This window comes from Streptomyces lancefieldiae (assembly GCF_031845825.1).
Classification (GTDB): domain Bacteria; phylum Actinomycetota; class Actinomycetes; order Streptomycetales; family Streptomycetaceae; genus Streptomyces; species Streptomyces lancefieldiae.
The window spans coordinates 45,722-67,450 of the sequence record NZ_JAVRFH010000026.1; the positions used below are offsets into that span (position 1 = coordinate 45,722).

18 protein-coding genes and 1 pseudogene are annotated in these 21,729 nt (G+C 70.9%); 10 read left to right on the plus strand and 9 right to left on the minus strand.

Annotated elements, in window-relative coordinates:
* The first annotated feature begins 706 nt into the window (after positions 1 to 706).
* Complete coding sequence (locus tag RM812_RS23885) at positions 707 to 1,495, plus strand: calcium-binding protein (protein WP_311575303.1); 789 nt, start codon at positions 707 to 709, stop codon at positions 1,493 to 1,495.
* 62 nt (positions 1,496 to 1,557) lie between these two features.
* Positions 1,558 to 1,644: pseudogene (locus RM812_RS23890) on the plus strand (PIN domain nuclease); the annotation flags it as partial.
* 230 nt (positions 1,645 to 1,874) lie between these two features.
* Here the strand turns inward: RM812_RS23890 and RM812_RS23895 are convergent.
* The 4 genes from RM812_RS23895 to RM812_RS23910 form a co-directional block, all read right to left on the minus strand.
* Complete coding sequence (locus tag RM812_RS23895; protein ID WP_311575304.1) at positions 1,875 to 2,285, minus strand: PIN domain-containing protein; 411 nt, start codon at positions 2,283 to 2,285, stop codon at positions 1,875 to 1,877.
* Positions 2,282 to 2,503, minus strand: a complete 222-nt coding sequence (locus RM812_RS23900; RefSeq protein ID WP_311575305.1) for a type II toxin-antitoxin system VapB family antitoxin — start codon at positions 2,501 to 2,503, stop codon at positions 2,282 to 2,284. The genes RM812_RS23895 and RM812_RS23900 overlap by 4 nt, the downstream gene beginning before the upstream one ends.
* 546 nt (positions 2,504 to 3,049) lie before the next feature.
* Positions 3,050 to 4,162 (minus strand): serine hydrolase domain-containing protein, encoded by a 1,113-nt coding sequence (locus RM812_RS23905; protein WP_311575306.1) that lies wholly within the window; start codon positions 4,160 to 4,162, stop codon positions 3,050 to 3,052.
* A 70-nt stretch (positions 4,163 to 4,232) separates the two neighbouring features.
* Complete coding sequence (locus RM812_RS23910) at positions 4,233 to 4,904, minus strand: DUF4097 family beta strand repeat-containing protein (RefSeq protein ID WP_311575307.1); 672 nt, start codon at positions 4,902 to 4,904, stop codon at positions 4,233 to 4,235.
* Positions 4,905 to 5,132: 228 nt separating this feature from the next.
* On the opposite strand from RM812_RS23910, the gene RM812_RS23915 reads away from it, so the two are divergent.
* Together RM812_RS23915 and RM812_RS23920 are read left to right on the plus strand one after the other, a co-directional pair.
* Positions 5,133 to 5,867, plus strand: coding sequence for a GbsR/MarR family transcriptional regulator (locus RM812_RS23915; protein ID WP_311575308.1), 735 nt, complete (start codon positions 5,133 to 5,135; stop codon positions 5,865 to 5,867).
* Between the two features lie 281 nt (positions 5,868 to 6,148).
* Positions 6,149 to 8,104: an APC family permease gene (locus tag RM812_RS23920; protein ID WP_311575309.1), complete on the plus strand. Its 1,956-nt coding sequence runs from the start codon at positions 6,149 to 6,151 to the stop codon at positions 8,102 to 8,104.
* Between the two features lie 20 nt (positions 8,105 to 8,124).
* Here RM812_RS23920 and RM812_RS23925 read toward each other — a convergent pair whose 3' ends face one another.
* Genes RM812_RS23925 through RM812_RS23935 form a run of 3 tightly spaced genes read right to left on the minus strand, consistent with a single transcriptional unit; the run spans position 8,125 to position 11,074 of the window.
* Positions 8,125 to 8,706, minus strand: coding sequence for a hypothetical protein (locus tag RM812_RS23925; RefSeq protein WP_311575310.1), 582 nt, complete (start codon positions 8,704 to 8,706; stop codon positions 8,125 to 8,127).
* An 11-nt stretch (positions 8,707 to 8,717) separates the two neighbouring features.
* Positions 8,718 to 10,391 (minus strand): HAMP domain-containing sensor histidine kinase, encoded by a 1,674-nt coding sequence (locus tag RM812_RS23930; protein ID WP_311575311.1) that lies wholly within the window; start codon positions 10,389 to 10,391, stop codon positions 8,718 to 8,720.
* The gene (locus RM812_RS23935) at positions 10,388 to 11,074 is read right to left on the minus strand and encodes a response regulator transcription factor (protein WP_311575312.1); all 687 of its coding nucleotides are present in this window, start codon (positions 11,072 to 11,074) and stop codon (positions 10,388 to 10,390) included. Before RM812_RS23935 ends, RM812_RS23930 begins: the two co-directional genes overlap by 4 nt.
* A 164-nt stretch (positions 11,075 to 11,238) precedes the next feature.
* Here RM812_RS23935 and RM812_RS23940 point away from each other — a divergent pair, with 164 nt between their 5' ends.
* The 5 genes from RM812_RS23940 to RM812_RS23960 all read left to right on the plus strand — a co-directional run bounded on the left by RM812_RS23940 (position 11,239) and on the right by RM812_RS23960 (position 16,828).
* Positions 11,239 to 12,135, plus strand: coding sequence for a DUF3152 domain-containing protein (locus tag RM812_RS23940; RefSeq protein WP_311575314.1), 897 nt, complete (start codon positions 11,239 to 11,241; stop codon positions 12,133 to 12,135).
* Between the two features lie 178 nt (positions 12,136 to 12,313).
* Complete coding sequence (locus RM812_RS23945) at positions 12,314 to 13,276, plus strand: hypothetical protein (protein WP_311575315.1); 963 nt, start codon at positions 12,314 to 12,316, stop codon at positions 13,274 to 13,276.
* On the plus strand, positions 13,273 to 14,778 hold the full coding sequence (locus tag RM812_RS23950) for a peptidoglycan-binding protein (protein WP_311575317.1): 1,506 nt from the start codon (positions 13,273 to 13,275) through the stop codon (positions 14,776 to 14,778). Before RM812_RS23945 ends, RM812_RS23950 begins: the two co-directional genes overlap by 4 nt.
* On the plus strand, positions 14,775 to 15,557 hold the full coding sequence (locus RM812_RS23955; protein ID WP_311575319.1) for an ABC transporter ATP-binding protein: 783 nt from the start codon (positions 14,775 to 14,777) through the stop codon (positions 15,555 to 15,557). Before RM812_RS23950 ends, RM812_RS23955 begins: the two co-directional genes overlap by 4 nt.
* Positions 15,554 to 16,828 (plus strand): ABC transporter permease, encoded by a 1,275-nt coding sequence (locus RM812_RS23960; RefSeq protein ID WP_311575321.1) that lies wholly within the window; start codon positions 15,554 to 15,556, stop codon positions 16,826 to 16,828. Before RM812_RS23955 ends, RM812_RS23960 begins: the two co-directional genes overlap by 4 nt.
* 203 nt (positions 16,829 to 17,031) lie before the next feature.
* Here RM812_RS23960 and RM812_RS23965 read toward each other — a convergent pair whose 3' ends face one another.
* Positions 17,032 to 19,104, minus strand: coding sequence for an FAD-dependent oxidoreductase (locus tag RM812_RS23965; protein ID WP_311575323.1), 2,073 nt, complete (start codon positions 19,102 to 19,104; stop codon positions 17,032 to 17,034).
* A 263-nt stretch (positions 19,105 to 19,367) separates the two neighbouring features.
* On the opposite strand from RM812_RS23965, the gene RM812_RS23970 reads away from it, so the two are divergent.
* A complete protein-coding gene (locus RM812_RS23970; protein ID WP_311575325.1) occupies positions 19,368 to 20,255 on the plus strand; it encodes a septum formation family protein in 888 nt (295 codons plus the stop codon).
* Positions 20,256 to 20,330: 75 nt separating this feature from the next.
* Here the strand turns inward: RM812_RS23970 and RM812_RS23975 are convergent, their stop codons facing one another.
* Positions 20,331 to 21,164 (minus strand): MBL fold metallo-hydrolase, encoded by an 834-nt coding sequence (locus tag RM812_RS23975; protein ID WP_311575326.1) that lies wholly within the window; start codon positions 21,162 to 21,164, stop codon positions 20,331 to 20,333.
* Positions 21,165 to 21,729: the final 565 nt, after the last annotated feature.

Sequence of the window (21,729 nt, forward strand, 5' to 3'; positions counted from 1 at the left end):
ACAACTCACTCGGGGCCGCCTCCGCGGAGCCCCGAGACGCTCGCGGACCAGGTGCCGGAACTCGCGGTGGACCGTCAGCCAGGCCATGGAGAAGCAACCTGGCTGATCACACCCAGGTCCGTTCTACGTTTGCCGACACGGCTGTTCCGGACAGGGCTGCGGACAGGGCTGCCCCGCGGTGAGCGGGCGGCATGGGTGCGGCTCGGACGTCGCCAGTTCCCCCTGATGGTGGTTCCCCCGCCGATACCGCCCCGCGCACCCGTCGCGGGCACTTCGTCACTTCGGGAGCGGCCAGGACCTCGACGAGCTCTACCCGGTCGATCACCCGACGCTCCAACACCGCCTGCGCCTCGTCGAGTCCGACGCGATTCGTTCCGCCTGACGGCGAAGCTCCTCCGCCCGCACCCGGGTGACCGCCTTCCGCGCCTCCGGCCATCCCATCCGCCGAGTGCTGCGGTCAACTCGCCTTTGGTGCACAGGACTTCAGCTGGCGAGCGTGCCACGTCGACACCAGGGACATGCCTGACCAAAAAAGGCCCACCACCACATCCGGAGGGGCATCGACTTGCCATGACGCCGCGTCAGTCCGCGGTCTTGCAGATCCGGACCAGCAGGAGAGACTGCCTTCACGACCGGGTCCGCCCGGTCCCCGGCAGCACCACGCCCAGCAGGTCGGCCCACCGTCACTCGACCGAGATGAGGTCTCATGACCCGAAACCGAGCCGCCGTCAGCGCGGTCGCCGTGGCCCTGCTCACCGCCGGCCTCGCCGTCGGCCCGGCAGCCGCCGCCACTGCCACTGCCACTGCCACTGCCACCGAAGCAAAGGCCCGCGTCGGAGCCGACTGGGCAACTCAGTCGATCGACTTCACCGCCGCCGCAGGGCAGACCAACAACCTCAACATATTCTCCATGTACACCAGCGACGGGATCCGGCGGATCGGCTTCAGCGACGTGGTCCCGCTCGAACCGGGCGACCACTGTGCGTACTCCAGAGCCGAGGACAGCACCTCCGTCGTCTGCGAACTGCCCGCCGACAGCCCCCGGCCCGACAGGATCGACGTCTTCCTCGGCGACGGCAACGACACGATCGCCGCCTTCACCCCCGGGATCGGCACCGTCAGCGGCGGCCCCGGCGACGACGAACTGCACGCCCACACCGCCCGCACGGTGCTGGGCGGCGCGGGGAACGACATGGTCATGGGACCCGCCGCCCTGCACGGCGGCGACGGCATGGACCACCTGATGGGTGACAGCAGCGACCAGCAGATGTGGGGCGGCCGGGGCGATGACATGATCGAGGGCTACGGCGGTGACGACACCGTGCACGCCGGCCCCGGCGACGACCACGCCATGGGCGGGGACGGCCGCGACATCGTCCTCGGCGGCCCCGGCAACGACACACTGGACGGCGAGGGCGGCGACGACCTGGTCTGCGGTGGCACCGGAAAGGACGCCCTCGAAGGCGGACCCGGCCGCGACGTCGTCCTCCCGTAAGTGCGCCCCCCGTGTCCGAAGGCCCCAGCCCGCGGCGCGAACAGCGTCGCGGGCGCCGAGCGCTGCTCCACCGCGACCGGGACTTCGAGCGCATCGCCGCCGTCACCGGCCAGGCGCTCCAGTGGTACGGCCCAGAAGCCGGCAACTGAGCCAAGGGGCCGAGCGCCGGCCGCTGCGACGGAGGGAATCGCGGACCTCGGCCTTGTGGCGGAGACGGGCTTCCCCTGAAGATCCGTGCACGCGCGAAGGCTCCCCCTGACCAGGCCCCCGACCGAGCCCGGCCGAGCACGGTGCCGTTCGTGCACGTGCTCTGCCCACCGGTCATCACGACCCGTGCCCACAGCGTGCCCGCGCTGTACCTGTCGGCCGGCAAGGCGCCTCAAGCGATGTCGTGGACGTTGTGCTCAGTCAGGTCGGAGGCGTGCCGGGCAATCGCCCGGTAGTCGGCGTCGTCGTGGAGGACAGCCAGGCCATGGTGGGCCGCGGTGGCGGCGATGATGAGGTCCACCGCCGAGGCGCTGCGATGCTCCCCCGCCCGAGCCATGCGGTGTTGCACCGCACCGATCCAACGCCCCGCGTTCTTTGGCACCGACACGTCGGGGTAGAGGTCTGTGAACATCTCCGCGATCTCGTCGTACTCCCGTCCGCTCCGGGCGTTGTACAGGAACTCGGTGCGTTGCACGTAGCAGGATGCGATGGCTCCGGCATCGATCGCGTCGTACCAGGCCGATTGCAGTTTTGGATCGCGGAGCAGCCGGACCAGGCCGGACGTATCGAGCAGGTAAATCACCGGCTGTGCTTCTCCGCCCTGTGCAGACGCTCGGCATCCTCGACGGCACCCCACTCACGGGCACGCTCGAAGTGACGGCTGATGCGCGCCGCACGCTCCTGCTGCTCAGCGTAGAAGTGCAGAGCGAGGTTGACCGCCTCCTTTTTTGTCCGGACGTGGGCCAGAGCCATGGCGCGCTCCAGGGCGTCGTCGTCGATGTCGATCTGAGTCACGGACATACCGCACCTCCCGGGCAATGTTGGTGATGTACATCGAAGAGTACGTCACCAACATTGGCCGGTCCACATGTCGGCTCCTGGTGTACGCAGTCGCGACGTGCCCTCCAGGCCAGTCCCAGAGACGATGCGGTCCGTCCGGTGCAGGCGTTGCGCGCTGTGCGGCCCGACTGCTGGTCGCGCCCGTGCCCACAGCGTGCCCGTAAGAGTGGACAACCACGGTCGACAGCGGTGCCACCACGCACTCACGCATGCGGTCGCAATACGAAACTTTGCAGGTCAGCAGCTATACGGCCACGCAAACGCCGTCGCTTCCCAACCTGAGAGCGCGAGGTCGGTTCTCGTCACCCGCTCCACGAAGAAGGCCCAGGTCATCGACCTGGGCCTTGCTTGTTGCCTAGTCCAATTCTCGGGTGGCGTGCCCTCCGCGTGCCCTGACCAAGTCACTCTTCCAGTGATGCGGATGCCGTCCGTCGGCGCTGCGGTTGTGCGGATGGCCGTGAGAGAGGACGAGCTGTCGGAGTGCAGGGCCATGCCGTTCGCCCCCGTCTACTGAGCCGCCCCGGCCGCACCGCCGCCGAACACCTCCTTGACGAGCCTTTGCGTCGCCTTCTGGAACGCCTCTGCCATGGACAGTGCGGCGTCGTCGACGTAGTTCAGCGCGGCGGTCAGGGTCCTGCTGCCGTCGGGTGTGCTGTACATCAGCGCCGCGTGGCCCGCCATGCCACCGTTGTGGGTGATGACGGTGCCGCCGTTCTCGCCCGCGTCCTGCACGAACACCCCCAGGCCGTAGCCGGCCTGGGGATGCGGCTCGCACATCTCGGCCAGCAGCGGGGCCGGCAGGAGCTTGCCGCCCATCAGCGCGGAGATGAAGGTGTGGAGGTCCTGGGTCGTGGAGATCATGTCTCCGCCGGTGGAGATCCAGGAGGGGTTCTGGCGGGTGACGTCGACCGTCTCCTGCCGGCCGGCGTCCTCGTACCGGTAGTAGGCGTGGGTGTGCGGCTCGGGGATCTCCGGGTCGGTGTCCGGCACCACGGTGCCCGTCAGTCCGAGCGGTCCCAGGATCAGCCGCTGCATCTCCTCGGCGAGCGAACGGCCGGTGACCTTCTCGATCAGCAGCCTGGCCAGCACGTAGTTGGTGTTGGAGTAGCTCCAGTCCGTCCCCGGCTCGAACCGTGCCGGCTTGGACAGGGCCAGCCGTACCAGTTCTTCCGGCCGGTAGGTCCTGAACCGGTTGTCCACCCACTCCCGGCCCGCGGTCGTGGCGGGGATCCCCGGCGCGAACGTCCCGTCGTCGTAGTACTCGCCGGTGAAGTTGAACACCCCGCTGGTGTGCTGCAGCAGCATCCGCACCGTGATCCCCGGGTCCAGCCCGAACCCGGGCAGGTGATCGGCCACCGGGGCGTCCAGTCCGACCGCGCCCTCGGCCACCAGTTGCAGCACCACGGTCGCGGTGAAGGTCTTGGTGTTGCTGCCTATCCGGACGTGCCCGTCCGTCGGCGGCTCCGCGGTCTCGCCCAGCTTGCGCACCCCGGCGCCGCCGACCCACTCGCCCTGCTCGTCGTGCACGCGCATCGTCACCCCGGTGAAGCCGGACTCGACCATCTCCTCGATGGCCTTCCGCAGCTCCGGGCGGTCGTGGTCGGCGGGAGTGAGGGACATGGTGAGGTGCTCCTTCGGATCTGTTGCGAAGTTCGGCTGAACGGACGGGATCGCGGCGGGGTGCCCCTCGTCACAGGCTGTGGGCGCTGATGTCGCCGTAGGCGGTGGTTGCGTGGATGGTCAGGGCGGCGTCGGCGCCTTCGGTGTTCTTGAGCGCGTTGTGGATCCGGCCGTAGGAGGTGCCGGCGTCCAGGGAGGCGGAGACTCCGCGGGCGGCGCCGACCGAGATCTCGCCGGACTCGGTGCGCAGCGTGACCGTGCCGCGCACGGCCTCGGCGATGCGGAGGTCGCCCTTCTGGGTGCTGATCTGCGCGGGGCCGCCCAGGCGGCCGACCGAGACGTCACCGGACTGGAGGGTGAGGCGGGCGCCGGCGGCCTCGTCGAGCTTGACCGAGCCCTGCGCGCCCTCGAAGGAGACCTCGCCGAGCCGTCCGACGCCCCGGAACTCGCCGTCGGCCGCCTTCGCCTCGACGTGGGAGCCGGCGGGCAGCTGGACGGTCACCTCGACCGATCCGGAGGGGCCGAAGGCCTGGTTCTCCGCCGCCGGGGCGTCTATGCGCAGGACGCCGTCCCCGTACTCGACCCTGATCTGCTCCGCGGCCTTCACGTCGCGGCTCTTCGAGGCGTTCGCGGGGAGGACCTCGACTGTGGTGTCGGACCGGTCGGCGGCGATGAACCGGACGCGGCCGGCCGGGACGTCGAGGACGGCGGTCACCGGGGTGGGGGTGTCGAACTTCTGCATCGTGCGCTCCTCGGCTCGTTGTTCCGTGTGTTTCCGACATCAAAAACGCTACGTTGCCTTTCCTGATTCGGCAATCACTTCATTGCATACGTCTGCTATCAGCGCAGGTAGATGCAGTGAATTCGTTGCAACAGCCTCAACATCTAACGCAACAATCGCGCCAACGCGTTGCAATGAATTGGAGGTGAACGCTACCCTGGGACACCACGCACGCCGAAGGAGGCCACGATGCCGGGAGGCAGGCTCACCCAGCAGGAACGCCAGCAGATCGCCCTGGGACTGGCCGACGGGCTCGCCTACGCGGAGATCGCCAGGCGCCTCGAGCGCCCGACCTCGACGGTCACCCGTGAGGTGATGCGCAACGGCGGCCCCACCGCCTACCGCGCCGATCTCGCCCACCGCGCCACCGAACACCGCGCCCACCGCCGCAGAAAGGCCGCGCCCCGGAACCCCGGCACGCCCCCGCAGGCCCACGGACGCGACGCCGAAGCCGTGCGCGAGTACGAGGAGATGTTCACCACCGTCTTCATGCAGTCGGGCCTGCCCAAGATGACGGCCCGGGTGCTGGCCGGCCTCTACACCACCGACGCCGGCAGCCTCACCGCCTCCGAACTCGCCGGGGGCCTCGGGATCAGCCCGGCATCCGTCTCCAAGGCGGTCGCGTTCCTCGAGAGCCAGGGCCTCGTCCGCCGGGAACGCGACGAACGCCGCCGCGAGCGCTACGTCGTCGACGACGACGTCATGTACCAATCCATGATGGCCAGCGCCCGCGCCACCGCCCACCTCGGCGAGGTCGCCCGACAGGGCGTCGGCATCCTCGGCCCCGACACCCCGGCCGCCGCCCGCCTGGAGAACATCGCCCGCTTCGTCTCCTTCGTCTCCGAGAGCATCGCCCGCGCCGCGGACCAGGCCCGCGAGATCCTCCACACGAGACCTGAAACGCCCTCGGACAGCACTTTCTGAGCCGCCTTCGAACAGACCGACTCTTTTGACGCTTCTCCGACGGCCGGCGTCCCGCTGTCCCCCGGGCGGCGCAATCGCCCGGAAGCACCGTACTGATCAGTTCTCGCCGCGGCACCGGACACCCGGCACCCGCCTTCTAACGGAAACCTGACGCGGCCGGACAACTCTTCCGCAGGCCCATGGGTCACTCTCTGCTTACGCTGATCAGGCCATCCGTGTGATGGCCGGGTCTCAGCCCCAGCCTCATGTCCGGTAGCCGCACATCAGGAGAGAACGCACCGATGGCCAGCACCGCACACCCGCCGCGCCGTCGCCTGCGGGCATGGATGCTGGAGGGGCTGTCCGACATGGGGAAGGACGGCGGCATCCAGGGACCGCACGCCCAGCCCGAGCCACCGCACAAGGGCCGGCCCTGGTACCGGGTGATGTGTCTGACCGGCGTCGACTACTTCTCCACACTCGGATACCAACCCGGCATCGCCGCCCTTGCGGCGGGACTGCTGTCCCCCGTGGCCACCGTCGTGCTGGTGGTCGTCACCCTGGCCGGTGCGCTGCCCGTGTACCGGCGCGTGGCCGAGGAGAGCCCGCACGGCCAGGGCTCGATCGCGATGCTGGAGCGGTTGCTGACGTTCTGGAAGGGCAAGCTGTTCGTCCTCACACTGCTGGGCTTCGCCGCCACCGACTTCCTCATCACGATCACCCTGTCGGCGGCGGACGCCTCCACCCACCTCGTGGAGAACCCCCACCTGGCCGACGCCCTGCACGACAAGCAGCTGCTCATCACCCTGATACTGATCGCCCTGCTCGGCGCGGTCTTCCTCAAGGGCTTCCTGGAGGCGATCGGGGTCGCCGTGATCCTGGTGGGGGCCTACCTCACGCTCAATGTGGTGGTCGTCATCACAGGCCTGTGGCACGTCACCACCGAAGGACACGTCGTCACCGACTGGTCGAGCGCCCTGACCGCCGAGCACGGGAACGTCTTCGTCATGATCGGCGTGGCACTGATCGTCTTCCCGAAGCTCGCACTGGGCCTGTCGGGCTTCGAGACCGGCGTGGCCGTGATGCCGCACGTGCGGGGCGACGCGTCCGACACGGAGGAGAAGCCCACCGGCCGCATCCGGGACACCAAGAAGCTGCTCACCACGGCCGCCCTGATCATGAGCGCCTTCCTGATCAGCACCAGCTTCATCACCACCGTGCTGATCCCGGAGAAGGAGTTCGAATCCGGTGGCGAGGCCAACGGGCGGGCGCTGGCCTACCTGGCGCACGAGTATCTGGGCAACGGCTTCGGCACGGTCTACGACGTCTCGACCATCGCCATCCTCTGGTTCGCCGGCGCCTCCGCGATGGCCGGGCTGCTCAACCTGATGCCCCGCTACCTGCCGCGCTACGGCATGGCTCCGCACTGGGCCCGCGCGGTGCGCCCCATGGTCATCGTCTTCACGCTCGTCGGGTTCCTCGTCACCTGGATCTTCGACGCCGACGTGGACGCCCAGGGCGGTGCCTACGCCACCGGCGTCCTGGTGCTGATCAGCTCGGCGGCCATCGCGGTGACCATCGCCGCCCGCAAGGCCCGGCAGCGGGGCTGGACCGTCGCCTTCGCCGCCATTTCGGCGGTCTTCCTCTACACCACCGTCCTCAACGTCATCGAACGTCCGGACGGCGTCAAGATCGGTGCCTGCTTCATCGCCGCCATCGTCCTGGTCTCCTTCCTGTCCCGCCTCGCCCGCGCCTTCGAGCTCCGCGTGACCGATGTCGAGCTGGACACGACGGCGGAACGTTTCGTCAGGGACATCGCGAGCCGCAAGATCCGGTTCATCGCCAACGAGCCCGACAACCGGGACGCCGCCGAGTACCGCGACAAGATCGAGCAGATCCGCGCGGACAACGACGTCCCCTCCCAGGAGGACTTCGTCTTCGTCGAGGTGACCGTCACCGATCCTTCGGAGTTCGAGGCCGGCCTGACCGTGCGGGGTCAGGTGATGCACGACCGCTACCGCGTCCTGACCCTGGAGAGCTCCTCGGTCTCCAACGCCCTGGCCGCCTTCCTCCTCCACGCCCGCGACCTCACCGGCCAGACCCCTCACATCTACTTCGAGTGGACCGAGGGCAACCCCTTCACCAACTTCCTCCGGTTCTTCCTCTTCGGCCAGGGCGAGGTCGCCCCGGTGACCCGCGAGGTCCTGCGCGAGGCCGAGCCCGACCGTTCCCGGCGTCCCCGGGTCCACGTGGGCTGAGGCCGCTGAACGGCGCGTCGTCACCGTTCCCGCGGATCGAGCGCGAGGGGGCACACGTAGTCCGACTGGGTCATCGTCCATCCGTCCCCGATCACATGGACCCTGCTGGGCACGGCGGAACTGGGCACGGAGGCCCTGGCTCCGGCATCGCCGCCGGCTTCCGCGCCGACCGGGGGCTCGGCGAACGACGGAGACACCTGCGCCACCGTGCACGCGAGCTGGAGCATGGCCCGGTGGCTCGGCGGAGCCGCGCCCTCGGGGAGTCGGACGGAGAGGATGCCGTCGTCACCGGTCGTCAGCGGCGACGCGTCCGCCAGGCGGGGCAGCTCCGTGGTGGCCGTCGCGGCCTCGCTCGCGGTCGGTCCCTCGAACAGCAGACGCACGACGGCCTCGAGGTCCCCGGCGTCGTCGGTCGGGCGGGGATAGGCCGTCAGCTCCCCGTCCCGCAGGAAGAAGACGGAGATGGTGGCGGGCGACGAGGGCCCCGAGCTGGGGGAGGACATGCCGCTCGCCGGTCCACCGGCCTCGATGACACCGGACGGAGGGACTCCGCACGCCGCGAGCGTGACCGCGGCCGTGAGCCCGAGCAGCAGCGCCGGCACCCGCGGGCCCCTCACCGGGCACCCCCGCCGGCATGGGGATCGGTGTCGGCGCCGCGCAGCGGGAGCTCGACCGTGAACGCGGCGCCGCCCCGCGGGAGGTTCGCCACCCGGACGCGACCTCCGTGCAGGCGCACGTTCTCCGCCGTGATGGCCAGACCGAGTCCGCTGCTCTCACTCCTGGTCCGTGAGGTGCTCGCCTTGTAGAACCGCTCGAAGATGTGCGGCATGGCCTCCTCGGCGATCCCCGGCCCGTTGTCGGTCACCTCGATGACGGCCCACGCCACGCCCGCCTCCTCCTCCCACGCCCCCAACGTCAGCCGCACGGGCGGCCCTCCGTGCCGTAGCGCGTTGCCGACCAGGTTGGCCGTCACCACGTCGATCCTGCGCGGATCGACGGCCGCGCGGAGCACACCCGGCTCGGGCAGCCGGGTCTCCACCTGCCCCTGCCACCCCCGGGAGACGAGGGTGCGCCGTACGGACTCGGCCAGGTCGATCTCGTCCCGGTTGAGTTCGGCCGCCCCCGCGTCGAAGCGGGAGATCTCCATCAGGTCGTTCACCAGTCCGCTCAGCCGGCCCGTGCCCTCGCTGATGAGCCGCAGCGCTTCACCGGTCTCCCCTTCCCCCTCGAGGTCCAGCACGTCGGTGACCGCCGACATCGCCGCCAGCGGCGTGCGCAGCTCGTGGGAGACGTCCGCCACGAAGCGGCGCCCCTGGGCCTCCAGGCGGCGCAGCTCCCGTACGGTTCGCTCCAGTTCGGCCGCCGTCTCGTTGAAGGACTGGGAGAGGTCGGCCAGTTCGTCGGAGCCGGTGACGTCCAGCCGGACGTCGAGATGCCCCGCGGCCATCCGGCGCGTCGCCCGGCGCAGCGCCCGTACGGGACGCAGTACGCCGCTCGCGGCGAGCAGCGCCAGAACGACGGCGAGGCACAGGGCCACCAGGGTGGCCCGCTCGATGCCGTGGACCATGGCCTCGACGTACCCCTCCTCGGTGGTCTGCGGGACCTCCAGGTACATCACCACCCCGGAGAGCATGGTCTCCGAGCCCTCGCCCGAGGTGTACGTGACGGGCATGCCGACGACGAGACGCGGGCGCCCGTCGACGTTCATCCGCTGGAACACCGCGACACGTCGGTCCCGCACGGACCGGAGCATTTCGGGGCTCAGCTCCACGAAACCGGCGCTCGGCGCATAGGCGCGGTGGCCGCCGTACGTGGCCATGACCCGCCACCCCGACGAACGGTTCGCGTACAGCACCTGGTCCACCGCGAACTGGAGGTCCGACTGATCCGGGGCAAGGGGGATGGCGGGCGCGATGGCGTCGACGCTCGTACGGAACTGGTTGATGACGGAGTCCTGGCTCTGCTGGAGCACCCCCGTGCGCGCCTCGCGGAAGGCGAGGGCCCCGGTGCCCAGGGAGCTGGCCATGGCCACCAGGACGAAGGACGTCAGCAGGCGGGGGCGCAGGCCGCGCAGGGGGAGCGGGAGGCGTGCCAAGGCCGCCCGGAAGAACCGCAGCGGTCCGGCTCCCCGTACGGTGACGGGGGCCTCTTCGGCCGTGGCGGTGTCGGGCAGGTGCTCGGCCTCGCGCAGGCGTCCGGTCTTCCGTGCCGACACGGTTCTCCGCGCCCGGGCGGTTCTCCGCGCTCCGGCGGTCTTCCCCGTCCGAGCGGATGTCCGGTCGCTCATGAGGTGCCGAAGCGGTAACCGAATCCGCGTACGGTCTGCACGTAACGCGGATTGCGGCCCTCGCCGAGCTTGTTGCGCAGTCGCTTCACGCAGGCGTCCACGAGCCGTATGTCGCCGTGGTAGCTGTGTTCCCAGACCGCTTCCAGCAGCTGCTGGCGGCTGAACACCTGGCCGGGCGAGGCCGACAGGGTCAACAGCAGCCGGAGTTCGGAGGGAGCGAGGGCGACGGGTTCGCCGCGGTGCGTCACCACGAGCCCGGCCCGGTCGATGACCAGTTCGCCGTGTGTCTCCGCCCGGGGCCGGGCGCCGTCCGGCAGCGACGCGTCGTGTCTGCGCAGTACGGCCCGTATCCGTGCGTCGAGCACCCGGGCCTGCACGGGCTTGACCACGTAGTCGTCCGCGCCGGCCTCCAGGCCCACGACCACGTCGATGTCGTCCCCCCGGGCCGTCACCATGATGATCGGCACCTGGTCGCGGGTCCTGATCCGACGGCACACGTCCAGGCCGGACATGCCGGGCAGCATGAGATCGAGTACGACGACGTCCGGCCGGAAGGGGCGGAGCTGCTCCAGCCCCTCTTCACCCGTTTCCACGGCGAAGACCTCATGCCCCTGGTGCCGCAGACCCAGTTGGACGGCCCTGCGGACATCTAGGTCGTCTTCGACGATCAGGACCCGTGGCATTGCGGCAGTGTAAGCAGACCGGGTGACGTGACCGTCCTGGGGAAGGTCCCTCTCCGACCGCCGTTACACAACGATCACACGGGTCGAGGAGCGCGCGGCGCCGTTATCCTTCCGTGACGGCACCGGCTCATGGCGATCATCTGGAATCACCAGATTGAGCTGCCATGCACTCGGCACGACAGCGGCGATCCGCACCCCGCACCGGCAGCACCCCGGCCGTTCACCGCGCCGGCCGCCGGCGCCGGACCTCCCATCGCCGGGGACGGCCGCGCCGCCGGGGCCGGGGCCTGCTGCTCGGCCTGCTGGTGGCCGTCGGCCTGCTGGGCCCGGCGGCGTATTTCCTGACAGGCGGGCGGAGCGACGCGTCGAGCGGTGCGCCGCACCCGCGGAGCACGCACGTTCCCCCCACCACTCCCACGCCCTCGGCCTCGCCGCCCGCCGGCCCCTCCCCCTCCCCGTCCCCGTCCGCGAGCCGGACCGAGATCGACGTCCCCGCGTCGGGCAGCGGGACGTTCGTCACCGCGAAGGCCAGTGGGGAGACGGTGGGCCGCGGTTCCCGCCCGCTGCGCTACGTCGTGGAGGTCGAGTCCGGCCTCGACATCTCGCCGTCCCAGGCGGCGAACGAGATCGCCGAGATACTCGCCGCCCCGCGCGGCTGGACCCGCGACCCGGACAACGCGTTCCAGCTGGTGAGCGCGGGATCGCCGCACGACCTCACGGTGAGGATCGCGACCCCGGCGACGGCGGACGCCCTGTGCTGGGCGGGCATCCAGCAGGACACCGGGGGCGAATACAACTGCGAGGTCCCCGGAGGGGTGGTGGTGAACCTCAAGCGCTGGGTCAAGGGATCACCCAACTTCGACGGGCCGATCCACGACTACCGAGCGCTGATCATCAACCACGAGATGGGGCACTTCCTCGGTCACCAGCACGTGACCTGCGGGGGCGCCGGGCGACTGGCCCCCGTGATGATGCAGCAGATCAAGGGCCTGCACGGATGTGTCGCCAACGCCTGGCCCTACGACGAGAACGGTGACTTCGTCACCGGGCCGTCCGTATGACCGGGGCCGGCCCCCGAGGCCGGTCGTCACGGCGGACGGCCGTTACGGCTCGGTCATGTACCGAACCCGGGGCCATGAACTGCCGGCACCACTGTGAACCCCGCGGTCTCCCGCGCCCGCAGGCAGAACCCTCCCTCACTCCCTCCCCCTCACTCCCTCCCGATCGGAATGGAAGCACATGACTCGATCCCGCACTGTCCGGAGACTGGCCGCGGCGGCGGCCGTGAGCCTGCTGCCGCTGCTGGCGGCCTGTGGCACCGGTGCCGACACCGACACCGGCTCGGAGTCCCACGCGTCGGACGGTGAGAAGACCACGGCCGGCTCGTCGGGACAGCTCGACGTTCCCGCCGACGCGAACGCCGATCTCAAGAAGCAGTACCTCTTGGAGAACGCGATCGCGGCCTGCATGAAGAAGCAGGGATTCCCCTACACCCCCGTGGCCCCCGAAGACCCCGCCGCCTCCTGGACCACTGACGGGGCGGACTACGAGCTGACGAAGAAGTACCGGCAGAAGTACGGCTTCGGCATCTACGCGGGCATCGTCTACCCCGGTGACGCCGGCGCGTCGGGCAGTGCGGCCGCCCGGCAGGACTCGGACCGGACGCCCAACGCGGACTACGTGGACACGCTCACTCCCGCGCAGAAGACCGCGTACAACGAGGCGTTGGGCGCTTTCCCCGACCCGAAGGCCGGTGAGAAGAACTGGACCGGCTGTCTGGGTGAGGCCGACAAGAAGGTCTACGGCTCCGCGTCGGCCCAGGAACGGGGCACCGAGACCGCGAACCGGAACCAGGCCAACGCGCAGGCGCTCAACGGTGATCCGAAGCTGGTCGCGCTGGCGCAGTCGTACACCTCGTGCCTGAGGAAGGAAGGCATCCCCGTCACGACCACGCAGCCGACCGGCGTCGGGGAGATGGTCAAGCTCCAGGCGCTCGGGTCCGCGCCGGCCGGCGCCGGTGCCGTCCCCGCCGTCGACGAGGACGGGAAGACCCGGGAGTCGCTGAGCAAGGAGGAGGCCCTCCCCCTGCTCACCAAGGACATCGAGTTGGCGATGCGGGATCTGGAGTGCGGCAAGGAGTTCCGGGCCGCCTACTTCCCGAAGTTCCTGAAGGCCCCGACCAGCGGTGGCGGTGCCGGGTGAGGCGGCGCCCCAAGCCGGCCGGCACCCGTCCCGGGCAGTTCCGCAGGCTGATCGGCACCCGGTCCGGACAGCTGGCGGTCGTCGTCGTCGCGGTGGGACTGGTCGGAGCGGGCGGCTGGTTCGCCGGATCGCGGATGCAGTCGCCCGCGGACGCCGCCGCCGCGCACCGGCCGCCGGAAGCCGGTCCCGTCACCGTCACGGTCGAGCGGCGCTCGCTCACCGCGAGTGTGGTGGCCCAGGGCTCGGTGGAGTTCGCCTCGCCGCAGAGCGTGACCCTGGCCGGGCCCGTCGGCTCTCCGGACGCCGGGGCGGGCGACGCGGGGGCCGGCGACGGCGTCGCCCAGCGCGTCACCAAGACACCGGCAGCCGGGGCGGAGGTGAAGGAGGGCGATGTGCTGATGCAGGTGAGCGGGCGGCCGGTCCTGGTGCTGCGGGGCACCGTGCCGATGTACCGGACGCTGGGGCCCGGCGCCTCCGGGGACGACGTCGAGCAGCTCCAGCGGGCGCTGACCCGGCTGGGCTTCAACCCCGGTTCGGCGAACGGGACGTACGGGCAGTCGGACGCCGCGGCGGTGAACCGCTGGTACAAGAGCAAGGGCTACCGCGCCATGGAGCCCACCGTCGCCGACAAGCAGCAGCTGGGGACGCTCGAAGCGGCGGTGACCACCGCGCAGCAGTCCCTCCTCGCGGCCCGGGACCCGGGCGGCGGATCCGGGGGAACCGGCGGCTTGGAGGAGCCCGGCGGTGGCTCCGGGGGATCCGGCAGCGCCTTTGGAGGCAGCTCCCAAGGCGGCCCGGGCACCGGCGGGGACGCCGCGAAGCTGCAGCTCAAGTCGGCACAGCAGCAGTTGGACGCGGCCAACGCCGCGCTCTCCGCGTTCCAGGCCGGTTACGGGACCAAGGTCCCCGCCGGTGAGGTGGTCTTCCTGCCGGAACTGCCGGCCCGGCTGGACAAGGTGTCCGTGAAGACGGGGGACACCCCCTCCGGACCGGTCGCCACGGTGACCAGCTCCAAGGTCGTGGTGCAGGCCGTGGTCCCGGCCGACGACGCCACGTTGCTCCACAAGGGCATGCGGGCCCGGGTGGAGACCACCGACGGCACGAAGGCGGACGGCGAAGTGGTGGCGCTCGGCGACGACGTGCCGAAGGACGATGCGACCGACGCCGACAAGCAGCAGGGGGCCTCGGACGGCGGGAGCGACGACACCTCGGCTCCCGTACCGGTGCAGATCTCGGTACCGGCGGGGGAACTGACCAAGAACGCCGCCGAATCCGCGAAGATCACCATCGAGGTGGGCTCGTCGGACGGCAGGGTGCTGACGGTGCCCGTCGCCGCGCTGCACACCTCCGCCGACAAGACGGCCCGGGTACAGGTCGTGCGCGGCGGCAAGGTGGTGGACGTGCCCGTCGAGGCCGGCCTCTCCGCGGACGGTCAGGTGGAGGTCACCCCGTCGTCCGGTGCCGCCCTGGCCCCCGGCGACCATGTGGTGGTCGGGCGATGAGCGGTCCGCCGGTGACCGGTCCGCCGGTGACCGGTCCGCCGGTGACCGGTCCTCCGGTGACCGGTCCGCCGGTCTCCGTCACGCCCGACGCGGACACGGTCATCCAGCTGGTCGCCGTGGGCCGGACCTTCGACTCCGAACCGCCGGTGCACGCCCTGCGCGACGTGAACCTGACCGTCCGGCGCGGTGAGCACCTGTCGATCGTCGGCCCGTCCGGTTCCGGCAAGTCGACGCTGCTCAACACCCTGGGGCTGCTGGACCGCCCCACCACGGGCGCCTACTGGCTCGACGGAGTGGAGACCAACGGGCTCGGCGACCTGGAGCGCACCTCGTTGCGCGGCAGCCGGATCGGGTTCGTCTTCCAGTCCTTCCACCTGCTGCCGTACCGGACCGTGGAGGAGAACGTCATGCTGGCCGAGGCCTACCGCCGGCCGCGCCCCGGGCGCGGCCGGGCCGGCCGCGCGGCCAGGGCCCGGCAGGCACTGGAGCGGGTGGGCCTGGCGCACCGGGCCGGCTTCCGGCCGGACCGGCTCTCCGGCGGTGAGAGGCAGCGGGTGGCGATCGCCCGGGCGCTGATGAGCGAACCCGCCCTGCTGCTCTGCGACGAGCCCACCGGCAACCTCGACAGCGAGAACACCGAGTCGGTGCTGGATCTCTTCGGCCGACTCGGCGAGCAGGGCATGACCCTGGTGGTGATCACTCACGAGGAGGCGGTCAGCGGGCGGGCCCACCGGCGGGTCAGGATCAGCGACGGACGACTCGCCGAGGAGCACCCATGAGGTCCCGGACACGCGTCCCGCACGCCGCGGCGTCCGTGGGCACCGCACCGGCCGGAGGATCCGTCGAGCGCCCCTGGATGGACTTCAGGGACCTGTGGTCCGAGGCGCTGGCGGGGGTGCTGGCCCGCCCGATGCGCTCCGCCCTGACCACGCTGGGCACCGTTCTCGGCATCGCCACCCTGGTCATCACCATCGGCATCTCGTCCACGGCGGGCAACCAGATCGTGGGCCGGTTCGACGCCCTGACCGCCACCTCGGTCACGGTGGGGGTGCCCTCCGTGGCGGCGGCCGGCTCCGGTCCGCTGGTGGACTGGTCGGGTGTCGACGCGGTGCGCCGGCTGGCCGGGGTCGAGTCGGCGGCGGCGATCGCCGACTCCCAGGAGACCGCGAGCGTCGAGGTGCGTGCCAACGACGTGGTCGCTCCCGGTGAGGTCAGCGGTCAGACCATGGCGGTCGTCGCCGCGTCCCCCACGCTGCCGGCCGCGGTACGGGGCGGGATGACCGCCGGGCGCTTCTTCGACGACGGGGACATCGCCCGACGCGACCGGGTGGCCGTCCTCGGCGACCAGGCGGCACGGCTCCTCGGCATCGGCTCGGTGGAGACCGCTCCCGCGGTCTTCCTGAAGGGCCAGGCGTACACGGTGATCGGGATCCTCGGCTCGGTGGAGCGGGAACAGCAGCTCGCCACCGCGATGATCCTGCCGCCCACGACGGCCGCGGACCGGATGGGCCTGGGGACCGTGACCCGGGTACTGATCAACACCTCGCTCGGCGCGGCGAACCAGGTCGCCCGCCAGGCACCGATCGCGCTGGCCCCCGGAGCCGAGGCTTCCCTGACCGTGCGGGCGCCGGCCGACCCGGCCAAGGCCCGCAAGGGGGTGCAGGGCGACGTCAACGGCCTGTTCCTGGTCCTCGGCCTGGTCTCGCTGGTCGTCGGCGCCATCGGCATCGCCAATGTGACGCTGGTGACGGTCATCGAGCGGATCGGCGAGATCGGGCTGCGCCGCGCCCTCGGGGCCTCGCGGCGTCAGGTCGCCGGCCAGTTCCTGGTGGAGTCGACGACGATCGGGCTCCTCGGCGGTGTCGTGGGTGCCGCCCTGGGCATGGTCGTCGTGGTGATCGTCTCCGCCGTCCGGGAGTGGACCCCGGTCCTGGACGTCCGACTCGCCCTCGGAGCCCCGGTCGCCGGCGCCCTGGTGGGGCTCCTGGCCGGCCTCTACCCGTCACTACGGGCCTCCCGCATGGAACCGGTCGACGCCCTGCGCTCGTAGCCGTGCCCCGCGGGAAGCCGGGCCTCGACGCGCGCGCCCCGCCGCCGACCGTGCACAGCCGGCCGGAGCACCGGCACTGGGGCCGGGAGGGCCGGCCCGCCTCCCTCGGGGGGACGGGCCGGCGGTCGGCGCAGTCCCGAATCCGCCACCGCGGTCCTGGACGACCGTCTCCCCCGCACCTTCCGCGCGGTCGACGCGGCCGGTCAGCCCGTGTGGACCTTCAGGGCGGACCTGACGGCTGATTCGAGGGCGCCTTCGATCCAGGCGGGTTTGATCGAGGTGTGGTCCCCCGCGAAGTGCAGTGGTCCTTCGGAGGTGGGGATGTCGGGGAACAGCTCCGTGTGCTGTCCGGGGAAGAGCACGGAGGCCTCGCCGTAGGCGTAGTGGTCGCGCGTCCACGACTGGGTCCGGCACTTGGTGGTGAAGAAGACCTCGCACCGGCGGCCGAAGACCGCCTGCACCCCGGCGAGGGCGCGCAGGTAGCGCTCCTCGTCGGCGTAGGCGTCCCACTTGAGGGCGTCGTCGGACCAGCTGTAGGAGGCGAGCATGATGCCGCCGTCGCTGCCTTCCATGGGGTGGGCGTGCTCGAAGTACATGAAGCGGTTGGCGTTGTCGCTGACGGAACCGCCACCGCGGATGTGAGCGGCCTCGACCTCACCTTCCATGGCAGGCCGGAAGGCGGCGAAGCAGTGCTTGTACGCGTCGGGGACCGTCACGCCCAGGTCCTTCACGGACTTGTGCGCGCCGAGGTACCTGGCGTCCGTGACCTTGCCCGCCCGGTACTTGTCGTAGAGGCCGTCCTCGATGGTGTCGAGGGCCCGCTTCCACTGCTCCTCGGTCCACTCCCACCAGCGCCGGGAGAATTCCAGCAGCACCTTGGTCGCGGCGTCGTAGTGCAGCTCCGTGATGGCCCGGCGCTTGCCGTACGACAGCGGAGGGTCGAAGGCGACGTGCCGCAGTCCGGAGAAGGGCACGGTGACGATCGCCTCGTCGCCCTCGAAGACCTCCGTGGTGCCCCCCTTGCCCGTCTGGCAGTCCTCGGAGATGGCGTGCACCCGCACTTTGCCACCGGCGCGTTCGATGCGCACGGCACGCCGGTCGAGCCGCACCTTCCCCTTCACCGGCGCGTACAGCGCGTCGGCGAGCAGCGCGGTACCGCCCTTGATCTCCCAGAACTTGGTTTTGGGGTCGATCAGCGCGGCGGACAGGAAGCTGTGCAGGAAGGAGAGGTGCAGCCGCGAGGTCAGGTTCTGGATGGTTCCGACCAGGTCGATGGTCCTGGTGTCGAGCCTCGCCGCTTCGGTGAGGTACCGGTACATGGACCAGTGTCCGTACTTCTTGAGGACCTCGGTCCACCCGTCGACGAGAGCTGCTCCCTCTTTGCCCCGCACGAGCCGGTGTGCGGGTTCGAGGGCGTCGGCGAGGATGGCGGCGGCGGTCCTCTTCCGGTTGTCGCCGGTGATTCCGAAGGTGTCGTTGACCCTTTCCGGGTTCTTCTCGTAGTCGGCCCGGCGCTCACGGACGCCGTTGACGTGGATCCAGGCGCGGTTGGTCTTCTTCGCCGGGTCGTCGGGGTCGACGTCCACCAGGTAGAACTCCTGGCGGGGAAGGTCGAACTTCTCGAGCAGGGCCATGAGGAGCGGGTGACTCTCGGGCAGCCGCATGGCTCCGCCCTCGGCGTACTGCCGGGGGTCGGCGAACGGCTGCCCGCCCTTCTCATGACCGCCCTTGCGGAAGGTCTTGATACGGCCGCCGACCCGGTTGCCGTTGGCCTCGATCACGACGACGTCGTGGCCCGCCCGGTTGAGCAGGTCGGCGGCGAGCAGGCCGGCCGGTCCGGCCCCGACGATCAGGACCCTCTTCGTGGCCTTCGCCCGGCTGGCCGGCAGGCCGTCGTTGACGGCCTTCACATAGCCCGGGACCAGGGGCTTGTCCTGCTCGTCGTGGACGACGACGGCGCGGGCGACCGTCCGGTACGCCCCGGGGTCGGTGCCGGGCGGCGCCGCGGTCGGCGTGATCGCGGGCGCGGTGGCAGGGCTGAGCGCGGTCGCGGAGGTGGCGGAGGCGGCGGTGAGTCCGACGGCGAGCGCCGAGGCGCCGGTCGCCGTGACCACGGAGCGCCGCGAAGGCGTGGTGACACGCGGTGTCGCTGGCCGAGGCGATGTGCCGGGGGCCCCGGGAGTGCCGGAAGCGGGCTGCTGTCCCTCGTCCACGGGACGGGGGATCTTCCCGGACGGCGTGCTCACGCCTGAGGTGTTCGTATTCTGAGTGTTCATCGCGCATCACTCTTGGTGCGCGAGCGACACGGAGGCAGCGCGTTCCCACGGACGAGCCACCTAAACCACTCGAACCGGGCCTGTGCCCGTCCCGGAGTTCACCTCGGCCCGGGCTGCTGTGAGCGGCGCGGATACAACCCTGACGGCCCGTCGCACGTCAAAGACATCGCGATGCGGTGAGGGCCTGCCCTCGGACGACCCGGCCACAGAGATGGCATACGATCCGCACGCCCATAAAGATCCAGTAAGAGGATGTACACGTCATGGCCGTCCGTACCCCGTATCGCTCCCTTCGCGGCATATCCGCCGTTGCCGCCCTGCTCGCGATCGGCGCGGTGGGATGCTCGGACGTCTCCGACGCCGTCGACAGCGCCAAGGACGGCGCGAAGAAGGTGGCGCGCCAGCGCTCGGTGTTCTCGCTGGACATCGGTGACTGCTACAACCCGACCGGCAAGGCCGAGGGGACGGCGTACACCGTCGAGATCGTGCCCTGCGACGAGGCGCACGCGGGGCAGGTCGTCGGCGAGTTCGCGATGGACAAGGGCAAGGAGTACCCCGGTGACGCCGGGGTCTCGGCGGTCGCGGACACCCGCTGCCCGGTCGAGGCGCAGAAGTACGCCCCGGACACCTGGGCGCTCCCCAAGGGCGCCGCCCTCTTCTACTACACCCCGACCAAGGAGAGCTGGGCGACGGGTGACCGCGCGGTGAGCTGCACCTACACCGCGGAGAAGGGCACGTTCAGCGGCTCGCTGGCCGCCGGGAAGTCCCTCAAGCCCGAGCAGCTCACGTACCTCAACGGTTCGAACGCGGTCTACGAAGCCCTGTGGGCGAACCAGTCCGAGAAGGACGCCGTCGAGGAAGACCTGGCCGGTTACAAGGCGCAGGCCAAGGCCGTCGCGGCCGCCCTCGACGCACACGTCAAGGGCCTGGGCGGCATCCAGGGCACCGAGGTCGGCAAGCTCCGTTCGACGCTGACGAAGGCGGCCGGCAACTGGAAGAAGGCCGCGGACGCCGCCGACGCCGACGCGTTCTACGTCGCCTACGACCCGGCGTTCACCGACATCGACCCGAACAAGTCGGTCGCCGCCCGCAAGGAACTGGGCCTGGCCACCACCGTTCCGGCCGATGAGGCCGAGGTCTGGGCGGGCTGACACGCCGTCGGGTCAGGGGGAGCCCGGCGCCTTGCGCCTGCGGGGCCGTCGAAGCCGCCTCCAGTGAGCGGCGGTTCACACCGGGCGGCTCCCGGGCTCCACGCGCGCGTGCTGCCCGCGTGCGCAGTGCACGATCCGCTCTCGCAGCCCCTGCCGGCCGGCTTCGGCGAGGAAGTCCTCCAGGGGCGAGCGGAAGACGGAGTAGTCGTCGTAGTGGACGGGCAGGACCCTGCGGTGTCCGAGCCGACGGGCGAGTTCCGCGCCCTGCGCGCCGTCCATCGTCACGACGAAGCCACCGGGCAGCCGGGTGCCGCCGAGGTGGAGCACGGCCAGCTCGGCGTCCGGGAAGCGGCGGACGATGTCGTCCAGCCCGTCGTACAGGAGTGTGTCGCCGGAGAGGTAGACCCGGAGGTGCACCGCACCGTCGCGCGGGCCCAACTCCAGCATGCTGCCCATCACCGGCGGCAGCAGCCGGCTCAGCACCGGCTGAAGGGAGTGCCGGCCCGGCAGTGACGTGATGCGGACCTGGGAGCCGCCGCGCGCGACGGTGCAGCTCTCCCAGGTACGCAGTCCGCCCGCCCGGTCGAAGCCCTGCCAGGTGCGCAGGTGCCGGGCGGCGTGCGGGGTGGTGACGACGGGCACCGACCGGTCCAGCAGCCGCCGGGCCCGGCGGTCCCAGTGGTCGCCGTGCAGATGGGAGAGGACCACGGCGTCCAGCGGCGGCAGCCCGGCCACGTCCAGGGCCGGCTCGGTCAGCCGACGGCTCACGAGCCCGTATCCCAGGTGCGCGCGCTCGCCCCGGTGCAGGAAGTTGGGATCGGTGAGCAGCGTGAGATCGCCGTACCGCAACAGGACCGTCGCGGTGCCGATGAAGTGAACGTCGAGAGCGTCGTCAGCGAAGGCGGCCATGATGGTCCTCACCCGACGGGGACAGCACCGTCCACGGCTGGGGGACGTGCGGTCCGACTGGTCCGGACGCATGCGGAGTACCCCGTGATCGGGCCTTCACGCGACGCCCCCGACCAGCGGACGGCAGGGACCGGGCCGCCGCGGGGGACGCCGGCCCAGTCCATAGCCGGTACGGACGCCATCCGGTTGCGGCACGTCGTCGGTCCTGCCGCCTCGGAACCGGAGCGGCGCCAAGGCGGCGAGGTGGTGCGGGTCTCCGACCGGGCAGCCGCAGGCCCGACCGGGCCGCAGACCGGTCCGTGGTCACAGACCGGTCCGTGGTCACAGACCGGACCGGGCCGTAAGCCGGACAGGCCGTAAGCGGACCGGGCCGCACACCGGACCGTGCCATAGCCGGACCGGGCCGCACACCGAACCGTGCCCCGGGCCGGGCCGTGGTCGTCCACCGGCCCTCCATTCCGTTCGGCTTCCCAGGACGGGCGCGTTCGCCCAGGTCAGAGCCGGTTCATGCATCCCAGCGTTCCAGAATTGCCGATGGAATGGCCGATGGGACGCCAGATGGCAC